The following is an 18,521-nucleotide window of genomic DNA, read 5'->3' on the forward strand; positions in this document are numbered from 1 at the left end:
GTTTATCCGCGCCGAGCATGCCCAGCCTCCCCAACGAACGCTTCCTGGAACGTGTCGATCGCAAGACGCAGCGACAGTTGCGGCTGATCGAGGTAGCTGACGAGTTTGCTGATGCCATGGTCGCTTTGTGCGTGACCGTCGATCCATTCGGGATCGTCGATATCGATGTTGTGGGCGGCGTAGGTTTGCGGATCAACCACGCTGTGCAGGGTCCGGGCCGATGCGCCGTTGAAGCCGACGATGAGCCGCTCGCGCTGCGCGATGGTGCCGATGAAGATAGCGAGTTCGAAGTCCGCCTTCGAAACGAACGGCGCGATCAGCTCCAGCCAGAATGCGGCCACGAGGCTGCGGTAGAACGGGTCGACCGGCAGCGGCAGCGTGAGGCCGCGCTCCAGATGCGAGGAGCCGCTCGTCATCACTGGTCGCAGCAGCGAGCCGAGCGCGAGCATCGCGCCGCGCAGGCGCACGGGGTGGCCGCTCGCGAGCAGCATCCGCTCGAGGCCTTCGAGCGTCTGGTGTTCGACGAAGTCGTTGAAGGTGCCGTCGTGCGGGTTGCCCACGCCGCCCACATCCACGGGAACCTGGGTTTCGCCGAGCGCATGCAGCGCGCCCGCCGGTTCGCTCGTGCCAAGGAGCGGCTGCATCTGCTGCGCGGCACGCGACCACAGCCGCGCGAAGGCGAGCGGGCTGCGCGCGAGAAAGGCGAGCGGCTGCTCGACTTCGAGCGCGGTGGCCGCGAGAAACGGAAAGCGCCGCGACGACTGGTCCTGGCTCGCCACCATGTGCCCGGCGATCGCGAGTTTGCTCTGCGAGCCGAGAAACGCGAAGTGCATGGGCTGCGCTTCGGCATAGACGATCTTCCACCGCGGATCGTCGGCGAGCAGTTCCATCGCCTGTGCGATCCAGCGGTCCAGTGTCTGCAGCAGCTGCGGATTGTGAGCACTCTTGACGAAGTCGCCGCGCGACGGAATCTTGCCGAAGTACGCGATCTGCGCCTGAACGGACTGCGTCATTGCGCGGTTCCTCCTGTCTGGGTGGGGGCCGCCGATGTTGTTACGGCGGCCACGGCGGCGGGCGACGCACTCGCGCCGGCCGCAGGGTTGGCAGCCGCACTGTTCACTGTCCCGACGCTTGCGATCGAAGAGGGCAGTTGCACGCCGCTCAAACCTTGCTGCTGCGGCGCGTTACTGCTCGCAGCCGTGGGCTGCGAGGTGCTGACGATGCGCATGCTCACCGATACGGTCACGCTGCCTTGCGTCCACGTCAGGTCGAACGTGCCGTCCGGATGGCGCGTGCGCTGTGCCGAGTTGATGAGCTTCTCCAGGCCGTAACGTCCCGGCTCGTTGACGAACTGGATCGTGCGACCGTCGAACGTGGTGGCCGAGAGCGTCGCGCCCGGCGCGCCCTGAGGATTGGGCCAGACGAAGTTCGTCCACTGCGGCGGCGTGTTGCGGTAGCGCAGTTGCTGGCCGTCGATCGCGATCGTGTACTCGGTCGTGCCGCTCGACGGCTGCGGCAGAATCTGGAACACGGTCTGCGGCTCGGACGAGCCTTGTCCCGCGCCCGCCGCGCCGCCCGCAAGCGGCGCCACCCAGCGCGCGAAGCCGGTCGTGAAGTCGGGCGTGAGCGTGAGGCCCATGTCGCCCCAGGTGCGTGCGGAGAGCGTGTCGCCGCGGCGCACGGCGAGTGGCCCGAGCGTGGTGCCGACGAACTTCGAAATCGCACCGTCCGGCCCGAACATCTGGGCGATTTCGCTCGCGCCTGCCTCGATCTTCGCGCTGCCCGCAAACGGGTACTTGTTCGCGAGCGAGGCCTGGAACGGTTGGTACACCTGCGCATTCCAAACCTTGTTCACTTCCACGGTCGCAGGCTGGATCACCACGGCGTAGGCCTGCATGAGCGGGCGCACGAGCAGCGGGCGCAGCGCCTTCTTCTGCGCGTCGGTCAAGCCCGTGAGCATCTGCTCGTCGACGAACTTGAGCGAATCGGAAAGTTCGGAGCCGTTGCCGTCCAGCGTTTGCTGCATGAGCTGGCGCGCGCCCGGTCCCGGGTCGCCCTGATTCTTGATGACGTTAAGACGCGTGCGCACCTTCGAGAGCGAGTCCATGTAGCCGCCGAGCAGCGACGCGTTATCGTGCGTCACGACCATGCGGCCCAGCCCCGCGAATGCCTGGCCGATCGGACCCATCGAAGGCTCGACCGGATTGCCGTTGAGGTCGAGATTGGCCGTGGCAGTGTTGCCCGACATGCGCGAGAACCATTGCCTGACCCATCCCGTCACGCCGCTTTCCGCGCGCTTGATGCTCACGCTCGCGAGCGATGGGTTATCCCACGAGGTCTGGTCGTACGCGGTTTCGAGGATCTTGCGGATCGGCGAATCCTGCGGGTCGCCCAGGCGATTCATCGCATCGACGGCCTGGCCGAACGTGCCGAAGTCCTGCACGGCAATGCCCTGCATGAACTTCTGCCAGTTCTGCGCATACTCGGTCTTGTACATCGACACCAGCGCCTTCTGGATCTGCTCGGGGCTGCCTTCGAGCGTGAGATCGTCTTGCGCCGAGGTGTTGAGCACCCAGTCTTTCGCTTGCAGTTCCTTCGTTGCGGCGTCGCGGATCGCGGGCTGCACGTACTGGAACCACGCCTCGCGCGTGAAGGTGCCGGAAATCGCGTAACTGCCCGCAATCAGCGAGGTATTCGTGTCGCCGACGATGCGCGCCACCGTCATGGGCGCGAAACGCGTGGAGGCGCGCGCCTTGATCTCCTCGTACACGCGCTGACGCGCCGGCATGCCGCGCACCACGTGGCGCAGGTTTTCTCGCGTCTGGTCGACGAGCGCGAGGTTCGCGTCGATCATCGGCCAGTCGTCGTCGGAGACGCGCGCGAGGTAGAACGTGATCATGCGCTCGGCACTCTTGATCATCTCGTCGCGAGGCATGTTGCCGCGATTCGTTTCGAGCCAGCCACGCCAGAAGCGCGCGATCTGGTCGGTCAGGTGCGCGGCCTCGACGTGACGCTTGTCGGAGAGCATCAGGTAGGTTTTGAGCGCGTTGTAGGCGTCTTCGACGCTCGTGGGCGAGGCGGCGCTATAGAGGCCGCCCTGGCTGCCGCCCGCCATTGCCGTGTGCGCCGAGACGGGAATCGCACCCGAATCGGGCGTATGCGACATCGGCGCGAGCAGTTCGGGATGCGCGTCCACGTCCTTGAGAAACGAGGCGAGATTCTGCGAGACGGGCGTCAGCATGATCTGCCGTACGCCGCTGTAATACTCTTCGAGCAGATGCTGTTCGAGCCGGTCGCCCTGGTAGAGTCCGAGCGAAACGGCGAGCGGGCGGTCGCGACGGAACTGCTCGAGTTGCTCGATGCGGTCTTCGAGAATGTCCATGGCCTGCAGGCGCGACTGCAGGTCGTTGCGGTTCTGCTGCATGCGCTCGACATTGTCGAGATCGGCCTGCACGTTCGCCACGAGCTGCTGGTTGCCGATGGTCGACCACGTCCAGCCGCCCAGCGCGAGCGCGAGCACCGCGACGAAGCCGAAGAACGTGGCGTAGCGCAGGCGCGTCTTGGCAGGGCTCGCGAACTGCTTCACGGTTTGCCGGTCCGCGAAGATCACTTTCGAGAAGAGATCCCGCAGGAAGAAGCCGTTTTTGGAAAACGCGCTATGCGGCTTGGGCAGCCCCTCGGCGGAGAGCACGAAACGGTTGGCAATGCGCTGCGCGGCGGCGCTGCTGGTTTCGCCTTCCTGCAGCGCGCTCGTGAAATAGAAGCCGCGGAAGATCGGCTTGTACTGGAAAGGGTTGTTCTCGAACAGCGTAGCGAGGAACGCGCGCAACGCCGGCTTGATCGCCGAGAATTCGAGCGGGAAGCTCAGTTGCCCAGGCGAGAGCTGCTTGCCGCGGCTGAGCGACATCTGCGCGATGCTGATTTCCTTGAGGCCTTCGTAAAGCTCTTCGAAGCGCTCGTCGAACAGCGCGACGATATCGCGCTTCTCATCCGGCTCGTAGGGCAGGGTAGCGCCCCACACGCGGTCGTACTCCTGGCGGTCGTTGCTGCTGAAGAATTCGGTGAAGCCGGTAATCAGGTCGGCCTTCGTGAACATCACGTACACGGGCGCAAACACTTCGAGCTTTTCGGTCAGTTCCTGCACGCGCTGGCGCAGATTCTTCGCGAGGTTGATGGCGAACTCGGGGCGGTTGCCCGTGAGTTCCGCGATGCTCGCGGTGACGATGATGCCGTTGATCGGCGCTTTCGGACGATGGCGCTTGAGGAGGCCGAGAAAGCCGAGCCATTCGGTGCGGTCTTCCTCGTGGACCGAATAGCGGCCCGCTGTGTCGAGCAGGATGCCTTCGGTCGTGAAGAACCAGTCGCAGTTGCGCGTGCCGCCAATGCCGTGCACCACGGCGTCGTGCTTGTCGGCGAAGGGGAATTGCAAGCCCGAGTTCAGCACGGCGCTGCTCTTGCCGGCTGCAGGATTGCCGATGACGATGTACCACGGCAACTCATACAGCGCCGAGCCGCCCGAAAGCTGGCCGATCTTCGAGGACTTGATGGTTTTTACGGCGTCGACGAGCCGCGTGCGCAGCACATCCAGCTCCGCCTGCCTGGCAGGGGCGGGTGCGGGCTCTCCGTTATCGGTCTGCGCCTGCTGCTCCAGCATGTCGCCGAGCTTGCGGTTCGCGCGCCGCACGCGCGCGCGGCGCCAGAGCCAGAACACGAGCCAGATCGCGAACAGCGCGCCGAGCACGGCAGCGGGCCAGACCGGGCTGATTTGCAGTGCATCGGCCGCGATGAACAATGCGGCCGCGAGCGCGATCACGCCGACGACAGAGAGCGTGCGCGTGTTTGTCAACACGTTGAAGAAGCGTTGCATAAGCCGTTCAGGTCCTGGTGCCTTGGGTGCTGTTTGTCGTGGTGTGCGGTGTCGTCACGCAGCAAGAGGTTTTGCCGCCCGGCAGAATGAATGAACGCCCCATAAAACTCCCCATTTATTTCCCGCTGCGCCTCATTTAACAATTGCCGGCGCGCGACCCAGAACGAAGCCGGGTTTGTGATATTCGACGTGGCCCAGGTCCATCAATTTCCAGCGTCCGCCCCAGGTCAGGCCAACCTGCTCGGCCACCTGGCCGTATAACTGATAACCCCGCATCGCCCAGGGATCTTTCTCTGAAATGACGAGCTTGCCGTCACGCAGAAATGCGTTATCGGCCGCGAGCCCATATTGGTGATAGCTTTGGAAAGCTGCCGCGTTTGTCACATTACCGCCCATTTGCGCAAGCCTGTTTTGCCGCTCGGGGCTGCGGTAACCTTCCAGTAGTGCCATTTCATAACCGTATTGCTCGCGCATGATCTTGTAGACGAGCAATAGCCGCGTGCGGAAATCCGCATCCAGCAGATTCCAGTCGCGGCTTGCGTCGTGCAGCGCGGGCCGCACCTGCTCGACCTCCTTCGTGGCGAATACCTCGGGAGGCAGCGGCGGCGGTGGAACCAGCTGCTCGCCGTTCAGCAAGGCAGCGATTTTTTCGTCCGGCACCCGGGGCGTGTCATCGTATTGAAATAACTGATGACCGCGCAATGTAATGGCAATGAGCGGCGGCGTCGCAAGAATACCTGCGGTAATGAAAATCAGCAAGCGCCGCCGGATGAGTATATTTTTCATATCGGCCATTCTCGAATGAGAAATTTTTGCCGACTTAAAGAACTGACTCCGGGCGTGAGTGGCGCTTGCTGAAGCGCGACGCATAATTAAATTATGCAATTCGAATAACGTGCTGAAAAGCGATGCGCGTACGGCGGGCAGCAGCAAGAGTGCGGCCAGTGGTACGGCAATGGCAAAATAGGCGACGAGAGCAATGGCGACCAAAAGCGAACCCGCGGAGTGGCAATTGTTTTTTGTAATGCTTGATTTTAGAATCAGCGCTGCCCGAAGTTGGGCCGCCTCGTATTATTGCGGTGAAACAGGCTCAATTCAATGAGCACAATGAGCACGATTCCAACGAGACAGTGAATGAGTGCGCCGGACAACTCTACCCCCAAGGCTGCCCCCAGCCTCCTCGCCGACACGCCAGCCAGCGTCCCGGGCGCACAACCGGGCGGCTCGCGCATCCTCGCGAATCTCGAGGGCCGCGTCGTGCCGCCGGCCGCGCCGCCTGGTACAGGTCGGCGTTCGCGCACGCCGATGCTGGTCGGGGCGCTGGTTCTGATCGGCGCCGCCGGTTTCGGCGCCTGGCACGTGGCCGAGCGCAGCGCACCAGCGAACGCCGGGACGCAGGCGGCTGCCACCGCCGTTGCACCGATAGCTGCCCCTGCAGGGGCAGCGCCAACCGTCGCGAACGCGGCGAGCGCGCATGATACGGCGTCGGCTTCGCACGCCGCCACGATCGTGAGCGACGACGAAACTGCCGACAACGCGAAGCCCGCACCTGACGCCGTTGCGTCCGCAACGGTACCCGACGATGGCCGGCTTTCGCGTGCGTTGGCCAATGGCGCGCGCGATGCCGGAGCGAGCGCACCGGCGGGCGGTGCGGCGCCGCAGGCGAGCGCGTCCGTAGACGCGAATCACAAGCATCCGGCCAAGGGCGCCGAAGCCCACCACGAAGCGAAAAGCGCCGCGCATGCAGGAAGCACCAAGGCTGAAACGCTGGCGAAGAAGCGACACGATGCGCGGCCAGGCGGCCAGAAGGACGATTCCGATGTCGATCTGCTAGCCGTGCTCGTTGCCCGCACCAAGCCGGGCGATGGCAAGGACGCGTCCGCGCACGCGTCGAAGCCGGCGGCTGGCAAGCTCACGCTCGCGCAGCAAGTCAAGGCGTGCGGAGAACAGGGCTTCTTCGAAGATCAGCTTTGCCGTTGGCGCGTGTGCGACGGGCATTGGGGCAAGGATCCGGCGTGCCCCGCGGCGGCGCGCGCAAGCACGGAGCATTGAGGCGTCAGCGCGCCTCTCTCGAACGCACGCACGCGCACGTCAACAAGGCCGTTCGTTCGCTGTGTACTGTGAACACCCCGGCGAGCACCCCGTTGCATCGCGAATCGTGGCCATCAGGTCATCGGGGTGCACCATCAATTCGCGCACGAGACGCAGCATCGAATACTGGTCGAGCACGGCATGCCAGCGCGACGATTGCGTGAGGTGCTGCCAGACAGCAGCCAGTATTTCCGGATCCGCATGGCGCCCGTCCCACTGGGCGCTGGCGTATTCGAGGCTCGCCGGTGCGGACAAAAGCTGCATACGGCTCGCGGCGTTGAGCATTCGCGAAACGCCGTTGGCGGGCGCGTCGCAGCAATAGAGCACGGCGTTCAGCAAGCCGCACTCGTCGAAGCCTTGCGCGCGTAGCGAGGCGCCGTGCAGTCGCACTGGCCCCTGCTGGGTCTCGAACGTATACACGACGTTTTCTTCAGCGTGCGTGAGCAGGCGCAAACCGCGCATGAGCCGCGGCAGGTCGGTCGTTGCGGATTCGACGGATGCCTTCGCTTCGACGAGCAGGCGCACGTTCCAGACGGGCACGATATCGAAGGTCTTCGCATGCAGCCGCTCGAGCAGGACCACGTCCCATTCCGTTTTGGCGCGCTCGTGCGAACCCGGTATCGAGGCCGGGACGCGCATCGAACTCACGACACGGTACGCGTGCGGGTTCTCCTGCGCCGCGTTGAGCCTTTGAGCCAGAGATTCGAGGGCTTGTATGGCCAGCGCTTCGACAGCCGCGCCGCGTCGCTGCGACGCCCGGCCTTGCGCCACGGCCGCCGGCGTACCCGGCCGCGGACCATACGCATCCAGCAATGATACGTATTGCTGCACGAGTGGGTCGGGCGCCAGGGCTTCGAGCCGGCACAAGCGCGCCAGTGCCGGACTGTTCTGCAGATCGGCCAGCGCGGGTTCGAAAGCCGAGCCCTTCGCAAGCTCCGGCGAAGCGAGAAGGTCTCGCGCGGTTTCATGGAGTCCCGCGTAATGGGCCTCGTGGTGCGCCAATGCCGCGGACGCATGCAGCCGCGCAAGCGCTTCGCGCTGCCAGGCCTCGAGGGCGCGCTGCTGTTTGGCTGGATGCGCGATCGCATTGACCGCAGCATGGATCTGCCGGCGGTCCTGATCGGCCTGGGCCGAAAGCGAGGCAAATTCGCGTACGTGGGGCGCGCGGTGCCGCAGCACCATCGCCTGAAATGCCCGGTCTCCGGAATCGGCGTGCATCGCCTCCGTGATCATGGCCGCGAGCGCGTCGATGAAACGCGGCTTCAGCGTCGCGTCGGGTGCTCCGCCATGTGCGATGGCTTCACGCGCCTGTTCGATGACGCGTGCGAGAGCCGTCGCCGGATTGGCGTGTCGAAGCGGCAGCGCCGAAGCCGCGGGCTCTTGCGGCAAGCGATAGCGGCGTGGGGCGTCGCGAAGGATCTGTTCGAGCAGCAGAGCGGGTGAGGACATCGGCGATTGTGCAGCACGCGCGTGCGGGGCGATGAGGAAGATAGTCTCATAACCCCGCGCTACCGCTAGTGGCGGGTGTGCTGCGCACGCGCGGCGCGTGTCTTCGCCGCCTTTTTTGCCGCGGCGGAACGACCCGCTGCGCCCTTCGTCTGCGCAGCCTTTTTCGCGGCCGCCGACCGGCTGGCCGCGGGGCGGCGCGCCGCCGCGGTCTTCGCCTGTTTCGACGCGGCTTGTGGCGATGCGCCCGCCCGGCTCTCGCCCTTGAGCACTTGCGTCGTCGTGCGCGAGCGTTTGGCCTTCGATTCCGTGCTCGCGCGGCCCGTTTTCTCGCCGCGGCCCGCCGCGCTATCCTTTGCGGCCTTCTTGCGCGTCGCTTCGCTGGTTTTGCCTGGCGCCGGCGGTTTCAGGTCCACACCGGCGCGCCGCGCCTTCGAGAGGCCGATCGCGACAGCCTGCTTCGCGGAACGCACGCCATGCTTGCCTTCGCGCACGCGATCGAATTCCTCCTTCACGAACTCGCCGGCCTGGGTACTGGCAGATTTGCCTGCGCGCTTGTCCGCGCGCGCACGCTCGATCGTTTTCTTCTCGGGCATTTTGGCTCTCCTGGATGAGTGACCCACTTATCGCAGCAAGCACCGTTCCGCACAGGCGCAAAGCCATCAGACCGCAACGAAAGCCGGCCGCGGAGCAGCCGCGAGGATTTCGGCGACGAAGTCGAGAAACACGCGAGTCTTGTTCGGCAGCCGCCTGCCCGATGGATGCACGCCGTGGACGGGCAACGGCGGCGGCGCGAAATCCTCCAGCACGCTGACGACCTCGCCGCTCGCCATCTCCGCTGCGAAGAGCCAGGCCGGCGCCTGAACCAGGCCCATATGGGCCAGAACGGCAGCGCGAATCTGCTCCGCGTCGCCGGTGCGGAAATTGCCGGACGGAACCTGCAGGCCCGGCCCTTCGACGTTGCCGAAACGCCATGCCCGCGGCTCGTGCAGGGGCGCGAAAACCACACAGGCATGCCGTTCGATCTCTTGTGGCCGTTCCGGGCGCCCATGCTTTTCGAGGTATTGCGCTGTCGCGACGACAACGACCGGACTCGAGGCCAGATGCCTCGAAATCATTGAGGAATCGGCAAGCGGTCCGCTTTTGACCGAAAGATCGAAACCTTCCTCGACGAGATTGACGACTCGCTCCGTTGCGGAAAGGTCCACGTACACCTGCGGATAGCGGGAGAAAAACACCGGCAGGTGCGGCACGACATACAGCCGGCCAAAGACCGGTGGCACGGTGACGCGGATCAGCCCGCTCGGAGAGAGCTGGCCGTGCCCGACGGAGGACTCGAGATCGGCGAAGTCGCCAATGATGCGCAAGCCCGCTTCATAGACCGTTTGACCGGTCTCGGTGAGCGTCATGCTGCGCGACGTGCGCCGCACCAGTTGAGCGCCGAGATGACGCTCGAGCGACGCGATCTGCTTGCTGACCGCAGGTTGACCCACGCCGATGTCGCGGGCCGCCGCGGCGAAACTCCCGCTTTCGACGATGCGAATGAAAAGTTTGAGCGCGTCGAGCCGGTCCATTTTCCCTTCCCCAAAACTTCCTGACTGGAATGGATTCTATTCCATCTGACCGTCTTCCATGCCATAAGTGGAATCGATATCGTCATGCCCATCGACAACGCATTCACGCAACGAAGGAGCCATGATGAGCATCGGACAACGCACAAACCTGACCGAAGTGCGGCACAGCCTGAGCGAAGACGACCGCGAGGCGGCGAGGGCCTCGATCGAGCGCACGCAGCGGCTTTTCGACGAATTCGAAGGAACGATGCGCGAGGCGTACGACGCCATGACCGCGCAGACGCCGGTCGCGGACGGCGTCGGCATGGAGAGCATCGCGAACGCGGACGCAACAGGGTGGTGGATTCGGCCGCGCGCCGCGCCTGCCCATCGCGCGATCCTGTTCCTGCACGGCGGGGCCTTTGTGCTCGGCTCTGCATCGGGCTATCGCGGTTTCGCGAGCCAGATCGCGGTGCGCGCCGGTGTCGATACCTTCGTGCTCGACTATCCGCTTGCGCCCGAGCATCCGTTTCCCGCGGCGCACGATGCCGTGCTCGCCGCCCTGCGATGGCTGGCGAACGGCGGCATACGCGAAGTCTCGCTGGTCGGCGACTCCGCGGGCGGCGCCCTTGCACTGGCGGCTCTGGGTGTGGAGGAACCGCGCACGTTGAACATTGCGAGCGTGGCCGCTTTCTCGCCGTGGGTCGATCTGGCGTTGACAGGGCCGTCGTTCAAGAGCGATGCGACCCGGGATGCCGTTCTGACGCGGCCGGTGCTCGCCAATGCCGCCGCAGCGTATCTTGGGGCTGGCGATCCCACGGATGGACGCGCGTCGCCGCTGCATGCCATTCCCGGGCGCCTGCCGCCCATCGCGCTCCAGGTGGGCACGGACGAGTTGCTATTCGACGACGCGCGACGTTACGCGGCGGCTGCAGCGGAGCAGGGCGCAGCGGTGCAACTGGAAATCTACGAAGGACTGCACCACGTGTTCCAGCGATCCACGCACGAGCTGTCGAGTGCGCGGTATGCGCTGGATGAAGTCGCGAGATTCATCTCGCGGTGCTGGACGCCTGACGCGTAAGTCTGCCTCAGCCCTGCTTGCGCGCCTGCCCGATGGCGCGTTCGCGTGCCGCCTGCGCTTGTTGTACGAGCCGGTAGGCGGCGTAGTACTTGTAGATATTGCGCACGTAAGTGGTCGTCTCGATCCCGATCTTCTCGCCGACCACGATCTCGACGTTGTTGAACCACTTGTCGGGCGAGAGCCCTCGGGCGGCCGCCTCCTTGCGCATCTTCGCGATCCTGGCCGGACCCGCGTTGTAGCTCGCAAACGCGAACAGGGCGCGGTCCGAGTCGGAAAAGTGCGCATCCGGGAAGTAGCGGGACATCAGGAGGTCCAGGTATTTCGCGCCGGCGTGGATGTTCGATTCTGTCACGCGGATGTCACCGACGGCCAGCTCCTTGCCGGTCGCCGGCATGAGCTGCATGATGCCGATCGCGCCAACGTGGCTGCGGGCGCTCTGATCGAGCTGCGATTCCTGGAACCCTTGCGCGGCAAGCATCAATGGATCGAAGCGATATTGCGCGCCGTACTTCTCGAAGAGACCGACCGTTTGCGTGAAGCGCTTCAGTTCGGCGTCCTCCGTATTGCTGGTGATCTGCTTGACGCGCTGCAGTTCCTGCTGCAGACGCACTTCCGCCACGCTCTGCTTTTTCACGTAGCCAACGTAGAAGTCGGTGATGGCCTGCTGGAGTTTCGGACTCTGCTTGCGGATCGCCCAGCCGATATAGCCGGCGTCACGCACGGCCATGTCGTCATGCACCACGATGCCCGGCAGCACCTGCGCCCAGAATTTCGCCTTCCAGTCGTCGACGACGAGAATCTGGACCAGCCCGACATTGAGCATCTCCATGGCGTCCTCGTCCTCGAGCGCATCGGGCAGCAATACCAGCTTTATCGGCGGTTTGCCTTCTTTTTTGAAGCGCGCGTTCAGGGCGGTCAGACTCTCGAAGTAGCTGCTGCTCGCACGGACGTGCACGGTCTTGCCGCTCAGGTCGTCGAGTTTGGTGAGCGCGGGCGACTTCGGACCGGTGACGACCAGCTCGCGAACCGGCTTGCGGTCGCGCGGCGCGACGAAGTCGACCTGCTTGAGCCGCGTTTCGGTGACGGTCAGATTGCCGGCGGCAATGTCTCCTTTCCCGGCCAGCAGAGCGGGAAGGAGCTGGTCGCGCGTCGTCGGGATGATCACGAGCGTCAAGGGACGCTTGCCGAGGCTGCTCTGGTACGTCTTGTTCAGGTAGCGCTCGAAGTCGCGCATGAGCCCGGCGGTCAGCCCTCGCTCATGACCGAGCTCGTTGAAATAGAGGGTCCTGCTGTATGGCACCAGCACGCGGATCAGCCTGCGGTCGAGCATGGCATCGAAATCGCCGAACTTCGGCTGGATGGCGAGGTTGAGCCGGCGCGTGGCGGTGGGGGTGGGGGACGCAGGGGGCGATGGCGCACTGGCTGGTGCAGCCGTCGCGGCCTGTGACGCCGCGGCTTGCGCAGGCGTACCCTGGGCAGCGAGGCAGCCTATCGGCCGGCTGGCAATACTCGTCCCGAAAGCCAGGATGATCAGCAACGTATGAACAATGCGCATGGTGCCAGGGCCGAGTGTGACGCGCCCTCCCATCATGTCACAACCGCACGATCTGGCTATGGGCCCATGGTCCTATAGCGAAAACGAACAGCCGCTACTTTGGCGATGTCATGACGTCACAGCCGCCGTGCGTGCCAGCGCCTTTCAGGGTGAGCGTAAGCCGGCTGCCCCGGTTCGCCGTGATGATCTGCCCATAGCTCACCGTGGGAATGAACTGGATATCCGGCGCGACCGCTACAGGGGGATTCCTTGCGCCGTCGACGGTCAAGTCGAGTTCCACGGTGACCGTGTCGATTGCGACGCCCATATCCTGCTTGCGCTCGGCCTGTTCCTTCCTGAAATTGCACAGGCCCGTGAGGACCTGCTCGAGGGCGGTCGGAATATCGACCGGCTTGCCCGGTGGGATGGGCGGCGTGTTGCAGCCGACGATCGTGAATGGCAAAGCGCAAAGGACCACGTATCGGCAGGCGCGCATTGGGTTCCCCTTCGATGAGCCAAAGGACGGCTTTGTCGAAGGGTGCCATGCGTGGATGCGCAGTCAATCGGACCTATGGCCTATGCGGAAGCCCGCTTCGCCTCGTGAATCACCCGGTCAGGCGCGTCCATAGCGTTCGTATGCGGCGCGCGCGCTCGTCTAACAGATACGACGCTGCGAGCGCGATCAGGCCAGCGACGACCCCCGTCGCAATGTGTTCGAGAACATGAATGCGATAGTGACTCGTGTGTGCGTAGGCATCGCCGATGATGGTCAGGCAGCCCACCAGCAGCGCGTTGCCATACCGATTCGCGTACCACTTCGTTGCTGGCGTGAAGGTGAGAAGCACCGCCAGCGCGCCGGTGAACAGTCCTGTTTTGAATGCAATGGTCCAATGGGGCAGGCTCATGATGTTGCCCCAGCTCCCCGGCATGCAGGTCATGCATGCGCTGGTTGGCTGCCAGAAGCGCTGAATGAACAATTTCAGGCGGCGTTGCCATTCGCTTCCCATCACGTACTCCCAGTGCAGGGTGTGCGGCCCCGCGGAAATCGTGCATCGCTTGCGCATTGTGCTGGGGCGCACGCGATGCGCTCCTGGCAAGCGACGCCGGGAGCGCGTTACGACGGTTCAGTGCGCCATGGCGCCCGACGCCGGATGATCCATGCCCATGGCGTCGGGCTTCATCGGCTTTTTCATCTGATCATGGCTCATCGCGCCGCCTTTGCTCATTGTATCGTGCGCCATGGTGCCTTTGCCCATGGCGTCCTTCTGCATCGAGTCCTTCGACATGGCGTCGTTCGACATCGCGCCGCTTGCCTGCGCGAATGCTCCCGCGCTCATGCTCAACAGGGCGGCCGAGATGGCGATGGCTGCGAATCGGATCGTGTTCATTTGCATTGCTCCTTGCTGGGTGGAAAAAAACGTTGCCCCTTTTGCGGGCGGAAGTGAAACAGAACCGTCGCATGAAGTGGCGTATCAGGCGGCGGCCGGAAGACGTCACGAACCGCCGAACCAGTTGTAGCCCTGGTCGACCCAGTAGCCGCCTGGATACGTATTCGTGACGAAAATCTCGACGATGTGCTTGGGGTTCTTGTAGCCGAGCTTCGTCGGCATGCGCAGCTTCATCGGATAGCCATATTTCGCCGGCAGGCGCTCGCCGTCGTAGTCGAAAGCGAGCAAGGTTTGCGGATGCAGCGCCGTGGCCATGTCGATGCTTTCGTAGTAGTTGTCGGCGCAGCGAAAGCCCACGTATTGCGCGGTGAGATCCGCATCGACCCGGCGCAGGAAATGCGCGAATGGCGTGCCGCCCCAGCGGCCTATCGCGCTCCAGCCTTCGACACAGATGTGCCGTGTGATCTGCTCGGCGTGCGGCAGCGCGTACAACTCGGGCAGCGTCCAGACGCGCTGGCCCTTGACGAGCCCGCTGAGCCTGAGCCGATAGTCGTCGCCATCGACCACAGGCGCTTCGCTTTCGTTATAGAACGCGTTGAAGGGGAAGGGGCGCGTGATCTGGGCTTCGCTGTACGTGGGTGCGAGCCCGGTCGGGTCGAACAGCCATGCCTGCACGCGATCGTTGAGCCGGGAAACGGCGGTGAGGAACGTGTTGACCGAGGCGTCGTCGGTAATCGTGCAGCCTGTCAGCAGCGAGAGGCCGCCGAGCGTGAGCATGCGCTTGCCGAACAGGCGCCGTGACGGCATGTCGAGTTCGCGCCGTGCATCGGCAAGAATCGCTGCGCGGTCGATTGCGATGATCTTGCGGTCGATCGTGTTCATCTGGAATCCTTATCGATATCGAAGGACGGTGATTCAAACAGGATTGGGCGGCGCGTTCAGCGTCCGCGCAGCATGGTGAGCAGCGAGCGCGGCACGAGCGCGACCATCGTCACGTGAACGAGCACGAACGCCGCAAGCACGGACATCGCGCAAAAGTGCACGACGCGCGCGCGGTCGTATCCGCCCATCGACTCGCGCAGCAGCGGAAACTGCACCGACTTCCAGATCGCAAGGCCCGACAGCACGAGGACGACGAGATCGGCGATCGCAATCAGGTAGGCGAGCTTCTGCACGGCGTTGTACTGGCTTAGGTCAGCGTGAGAAAGCCGGCCCATGAGCGCGGCGCGCAGATCGTGCAGCACGGCGCGCGGGCTCAGCGGGAAGAACTTCGTGCGCCAGCGGCCGGTGGCGAGATTCATGGCGAGATAGACGAGGCCGTTGAAAAACAGCAGCCACATTGCCGCGAAATGCCATTGCAGTGCGCCGCCGAGCCAGCCGCCGAGCGTGATCGAGGTGGGAATGACGAAGCCCGCGAACACGGGAGACGCATCGTAAATGCGCCAGCCGGAGAACATCATGACGAGCGCCGCAAGCGCGTTGAGCCAATGCGTGACGCGCAGCCAGAGCGGCTGGATGGCGCGTGGGCGGCGCACGCTGGCTTCGAGTGCTGGCGATTCACCGATCGACGTGTGCATGGCGATTCCTCGTTAGCGCAGAGTTGACAGTGAATTCGCTGTGGCGCGCGCGCCGGTTACAGCGCGTCGGGAAAAAATCGCGAGACCGGGGGGCGGCTAAAAATAAGTCGCCGAGGCTGTAACCCAACTGGCGCGGCGAACGAACTACCCGCAACGGGCGCACGCGCTCGCGCCAAGCGAAAGAGGCACAAGGTGGGTTTGACTAGCACATGGGCGACGATGACGGAAGGGGCGACGCCCGGCGCGCGCGCCGGGGCAGCGCATGCCGTTGCGGGGCGCGAAGCGTTCGGCTACGCTCACGCGAACGGGCGCGAAAATGGCGGTGCTCGTAATAATTTTGAAAGCTCTCCTTCGCAAGACCAGGCGAGCGCCATGCCCGCAAGCCCGCTAACCTACCGTCGCGATCATCCAGGACGACCTTTGCACACCGCGGAAACCCGTCTCAAAGCGCTTTTCGTCAGCGGCCTGGAAGGCGACGCGCAAGCGTATCGCGACTTCCTAGAGGAACTCACGCGCCATTTGCGCGGCTACCTGCGCCGGCGCATCCCGCAGTTGCGCGACGACGTCGAGGACCTCGTACAGGAGATCCTGCTGGCGGTCCACAACGCGCGTCACACATGGCGCCCCGACGAACCGCTCACGGCCTGGGTGCACGCGATCGCCCGCTACAAGCTGATGGACTTTTTCCGCTCGCGCGCACGCCGCGACGTGCTCAACGATCCGCTCGAAGATCACACCGATCTCTTCGCCGCGCCCGACGACGAACCCGCGCAGGCGCGCCGAGATATCGGCAAGCTGCTCGAGCAATTGCCCGACAAGCAGCGCCTGCCTATCGTCCACGTGAAGCTCGAAGGGCTTTCGGTCGTGGAGACGGCGAAGCTCACGGGGCTCTCCGAATCGGCGGTCAAGGTGGGCATTCATCGCGGTTTGAAGGCGCTTGCCACGCGCATCAGGGGAGCGCGATGAAAACCGACGATCTGATCAACCTGCTCGCCGCCGGCGATGCGCGCGTGGACCGCAAAGCTGTGCTGCGCCGCTTCGCGCGGGCGCTGGCGCTCGGTTTTGCGGGCTCGGTCGTGCTGATGAGCGTGGTGTTCGGCGTGCGGCACGATCTCATGAGTGTCATGCACACGCCGATCTTCTGGGCGAAGCTCGCGTTCCCGTTGTGTGTCGCGGCCGCCGCCGCGCTCGCGGTCAGCCGCCTCGGGCGGCCGGGCCGGCGCGGCGGCTATGCGTGGGCGCTGGTCGCGCTGCCGTTCGTCGCCGTGCTGGCGGGCGCGTGGCTCGCACTGGGCGACGCGGCGCCCGCGCAACGCATACCGCTCGTGATGGGCCTCACATGGCGCACGTGCCCGTTCAATATCGTGCTGCTTTCGGTGCCCACGTTTGTGGCCGTCTTCTGGGCCGTGCGCGGTCTCGCGCCCACCCGCCTGCGCGCAGCGGGCGCGGCAGCGGGGCTCTTTGCGAGCGCGCTCGCGACCATTGCGTATTGCCTCCATTGCCCGGAGATGAGCCCGGCGTTCTGGAGCGTCTGGTACGTGATCGGCATGTTGCTGCCCGCCGGCATTGGCGCGTGGCTGGGGCCGCGGTTGCTGCGCTGGTAACGGCGCGTGAGGATCGACGCGCGTGAGCGCGCGTCACTGCTTCAGGAAGCGTTGCGCCAGGGCTTCGTACAGCGGCGGCGCGAACAGCTTCGAGACCTGGCTCGACACGAGCGCCGTTGCCATCAACGAGATCACGAGCGCGTGCCCGTCGATCATTTCGATGACGATGACAAACGCCGTGATCGGGCTCTGCGTGACGGCGGCCAGATAGCCGACCATGCCGAGCGCGATCAGCATCGGCAGCTGCATCTGCCCGAACACCATGTGCAGCACGTTGCCGATGCCTGCGCCGATCGCTAGCGACGGCGCAAAGAGGCCGCCCGGCGTGCCCGGCAGGTACGAGCCGACCATCGAGGCCATTTTCAGCACGGGATAGGCGACGCCGAGCTGTGAATGACCCTCGAGCATGCCGCGCGCTTGCGCATAGCCGCTGCCGAACAGATTGCCGCCGCTCGCCACGCCAATCACGGCGATGAATAAACCGCACACGGCGCCGAACGTCACGGGCCGTTCCTTTCGGAGAGCGAACAAACGGGCCGGCATCCATCGTTCGGTGTTGAGCAGCAGCCAGCAGAACACGCCGCCTGCGAGGCCGGTGATCACGCCGACGAGGATGACGGCGACCGCGAGCAGATCGGGCATATGACTGCCGATGGCGATCGTGCCGAAATACACATAGTTGCCTTGCAGCGCGAGTGAGACGATGCCCGAGAAGATGATCGCCGTGATGATCACGCCGCTCGTTCGTGCTTCGAAGCTGCGCGTAAGTTCCTCGATGGCGAAGACCACGCCCGCGAGCGGTGCATTAAATGCGGCAGAAAGGCCCGCGGCGGACCCAGCGAGCGCGAGCTTGTATTCGAGGCCGACGCCGTACATGCTGCGCAGTCGCGCCGGGTAGAAACGCCGGAGGCTGTACATGAGCGCCGCGCCCACGTGGATGGTCGGCCCTTCGCGGCCAATCGTGAATCCGCCGACAATGGCGAGAAACGACAGGGCGATCTTGCCGATCAGGATGCGCAGCGTGAGCAGGCGCGGGCCGAATTTGCGCACGTCGTGCAGCGTTGCGATGACTTGCGGGATGCCGCTGCCCTCCGAACCCGGAAACCAGCGGCGCGTGGCCCATACGCAGAACGCACCGATGGCCGGCGTGATGACGAGTGGCAGCCACCGGTTGTGGCCTGTCATCTGCACAAAGAGCGAGTAACCGAAGTCGACGAGCCGCGCGTACATGACCGCGACCAGTCCCGTCGCGATGGCGCCGAGCCAGAACACGCCGAAATACAGCCAACGCCGCCGGCTGCGCAGAATCGTGCGGCTGTCTACAAGGTCGGAAACTCGCATGAGGCGGCTTGGCCAAACTCCTCTTTCCGAAGCGTTGCC

At 64.6% G+C, this 18,521-nt stretch carries 17 protein-coding genes; 4 read left to right on the forward strand and 13 right to left on the reverse strand.

Going from position 1 to position 18,521, the window contains the following annotated elements:
- Positions 1 to 2: 2 nt before the first annotated feature.
- The 3 genes from tagF to AB4Y43_RS19275 all read right to left on the reverse strand — a co-directional run bounded on the left by tagF (position 3) and on the right by AB4Y43_RS19275 (position 5,857).
- A complete protein-coding gene (gene tagF, locus AB4Y43_RS19265) occupies positions 3 to 1,013 on the reverse strand; it encodes a type VI secretion system-associated protein TagF (protein WP_342948813.1) in 1,011 nt (336 codons plus the stop codon).
- Positions 1,010 to 4,867 (reverse strand): type VI secretion system membrane subunit TssM, encoded by a 3,858-nt coding sequence (tssM, locus tag AB4Y43_RS19270; RefSeq protein WP_368728543.1) that lies wholly within the window; start codon positions 4,865 to 4,867, stop codon positions 1,010 to 1,012. The genes tagF and tssM overlap by 4 nt, the downstream gene beginning before the upstream one ends.
- Before the next feature lie 132 nt (positions 4,868 to 4,999).
- Positions 5,000 to 5,857 (reverse strand): M15 family metallopeptidase, encoded by an 858-nt coding sequence (locus tag AB4Y43_RS19275; protein WP_069266615.1) that lies wholly within the window; start codon positions 5,855 to 5,857, stop codon positions 5,000 to 5,002.
- A 144-nt stretch (positions 5,858 to 6,001) separates the two neighbouring features.
- Here AB4Y43_RS19275 and AB4Y43_RS19280 point away from each other — a divergent pair, with 144 nt between their 5' ends.
- Positions 6,002 to 6,919, forward strand: a complete 918-nt coding sequence (locus tag AB4Y43_RS19280) for a hypothetical protein (protein ID WP_368728544.1) — start codon at positions 6,002 to 6,004, stop codon at positions 6,917 to 6,919.
- A gap of 39 nt (positions 6,920 to 6,958) precedes the next feature.
- Here the strand turns inward: AB4Y43_RS19280 and AB4Y43_RS19285 are convergent, their stop codons facing one another.
- The 3 genes from AB4Y43_RS19285 to AB4Y43_RS19295 all read right to left on the reverse strand — a co-directional run bounded on the left by AB4Y43_RS19285 (position 6,959) and on the right by AB4Y43_RS19295 (position 9,978).
- Positions 6,959 to 8,407, reverse strand: a complete 1,449-nt coding sequence (locus tag AB4Y43_RS19285; protein ID WP_368728545.1) for a 3-deoxy-D-arabino-heptulosonate 7-phosphate synthase — start codon at positions 8,405 to 8,407, stop codon at positions 6,959 to 6,961.
- A gap of 65 nt (positions 8,408 to 8,472) precedes the next feature.
- On the reverse strand, positions 8,473 to 9,000 hold the full coding sequence (locus tag AB4Y43_RS19290) for a DUF6496 domain-containing protein (RefSeq protein ID WP_368728546.1): 528 nt from the start codon (positions 8,998 to 9,000) through the stop codon (positions 8,473 to 8,475).
- 66 nt (positions 9,001 to 9,066) lie between these two features.
- Positions 9,067 to 9,978 (reverse strand): LysR substrate-binding domain-containing protein, encoded by a 912-nt coding sequence (locus tag AB4Y43_RS19295; protein ID WP_368728547.1) that lies wholly within the window; start codon positions 9,976 to 9,978, stop codon positions 9,067 to 9,069.
- Positions 9,979 to 10,102: 124 nt separating this feature from the next.
- On the opposite strand from AB4Y43_RS19295, the gene AB4Y43_RS19300 reads away from it, so the two are divergent.
- The gene (locus AB4Y43_RS19300) at positions 10,103 to 11,038 is read left to right on the forward strand and encodes an alpha/beta hydrolase fold domain-containing protein (RefSeq protein WP_368728548.1); all 936 of its coding nucleotides are present in this window, start codon (positions 10,103 to 10,105) and stop codon (positions 11,036 to 11,038) included.
- Positions 11,039 to 11,045: 7 nt separating this feature from the next.
- On the opposite strand, the gene AB4Y43_RS19305 is transcribed toward AB4Y43_RS19300, so the two are convergent.
- The 6 genes from AB4Y43_RS19305 to AB4Y43_RS19330 form a co-directional block, all read right to left on the reverse strand.
- A complete protein-coding gene (locus AB4Y43_RS19305) occupies positions 11,046 to 12,593 on the reverse strand; it encodes a transporter substrate-binding domain-containing protein (protein WP_368728549.1) in 1,548 nt (515 codons plus the stop codon).
- Between the two features lie 94 nt (positions 12,594 to 12,687).
- Positions 12,688 to 13,068 carry a hypothetical protein gene (locus AB4Y43_RS19310; RefSeq protein ID WP_069266608.1) on the reverse strand — a complete coding sequence of 127 codons (381 nt, stop codon included), beginning with the start codon at positions 13,066 to 13,068 and terminating at the stop codon, positions 12,688 to 12,690.
- Between the two features lie 109 nt (positions 13,069 to 13,177).
- Positions 13,178 to 13,579 (reverse strand): hypothetical protein, encoded by a 402-nt coding sequence (locus tag AB4Y43_RS19315; RefSeq protein ID WP_368728550.1) that lies wholly within the window; start codon positions 13,577 to 13,579, stop codon positions 13,178 to 13,180.
- A 117-nt stretch (positions 13,580 to 13,696) separates the two neighbouring features.
- Complete coding sequence (locus AB4Y43_RS19320) at positions 13,697 to 13,960, reverse strand: pentapeptide MXKDX repeat protein (RefSeq protein WP_368604406.1); 264 nt, start codon at positions 13,958 to 13,960, stop codon at positions 13,697 to 13,699.
- A gap of 105 nt (positions 13,961 to 14,065) precedes the next feature.
- Complete coding sequence (locus AB4Y43_RS19325; RefSeq protein WP_368728551.1) at positions 14,066 to 14,842, reverse strand: molybdopterin-dependent oxidoreductase; 777 nt, start codon at positions 14,840 to 14,842, stop codon at positions 14,066 to 14,068.
- Between the two features lie 56 nt (positions 14,843 to 14,898).
- Positions 14,899 to 15,537, reverse strand: a complete 639-nt coding sequence (locus tag AB4Y43_RS19330; RefSeq protein ID WP_342948821.1) for a cytochrome b/b6 domain-containing protein — start codon at positions 15,535 to 15,537, stop codon at positions 14,899 to 14,901.
- A gap of 420 nt (positions 15,538 to 15,957) precedes the next feature.
- Here AB4Y43_RS19330 and AB4Y43_RS19335 point away from each other — a divergent pair, with 420 nt between their 5' ends.
- Positions 15,958 to 16,503, forward strand: coding sequence for a sigma-70 family RNA polymerase sigma factor (locus AB4Y43_RS19335; RefSeq protein ID WP_069266604.1), 546 nt, complete (start codon positions 15,958 to 15,960; stop codon positions 16,501 to 16,503).
- A complete protein-coding gene (locus tag AB4Y43_RS19340) occupies positions 16,500 to 17,141 on the forward strand; it encodes a DUF1109 domain-containing protein (RefSeq protein ID WP_069266603.1) in 642 nt (213 codons plus the stop codon). Before AB4Y43_RS19335 ends, AB4Y43_RS19340 begins: the two co-directional genes overlap by 4 nt.
- Positions 17,142 to 17,174: 33 nt before the next feature.
- Here the strand turns inward: AB4Y43_RS19340 and AB4Y43_RS19345 are convergent, their stop codons facing one another.
- The gene (locus AB4Y43_RS19345) at positions 17,175 to 18,482 is read right to left on the reverse strand and encodes a chloride channel protein (RefSeq protein WP_368728552.1); all 1,308 of its coding nucleotides are present in this window, start codon (positions 18,480 to 18,482) and stop codon (positions 17,175 to 17,177) included.
- Between the last annotated feature and the right edge of the window lie 39 nt (positions 18,483 to 18,521).

The sequence above is a fragment of the Paraburkholderia sp. BR10872 genome (assembly GCF_040965835.1).
GTDB classification, from domain to species: Bacteria; Pseudomonadota; Gammaproteobacteria; order Burkholderiales; family Burkholderiaceae; genus Paraburkholderia; species Paraburkholderia nodosa_A.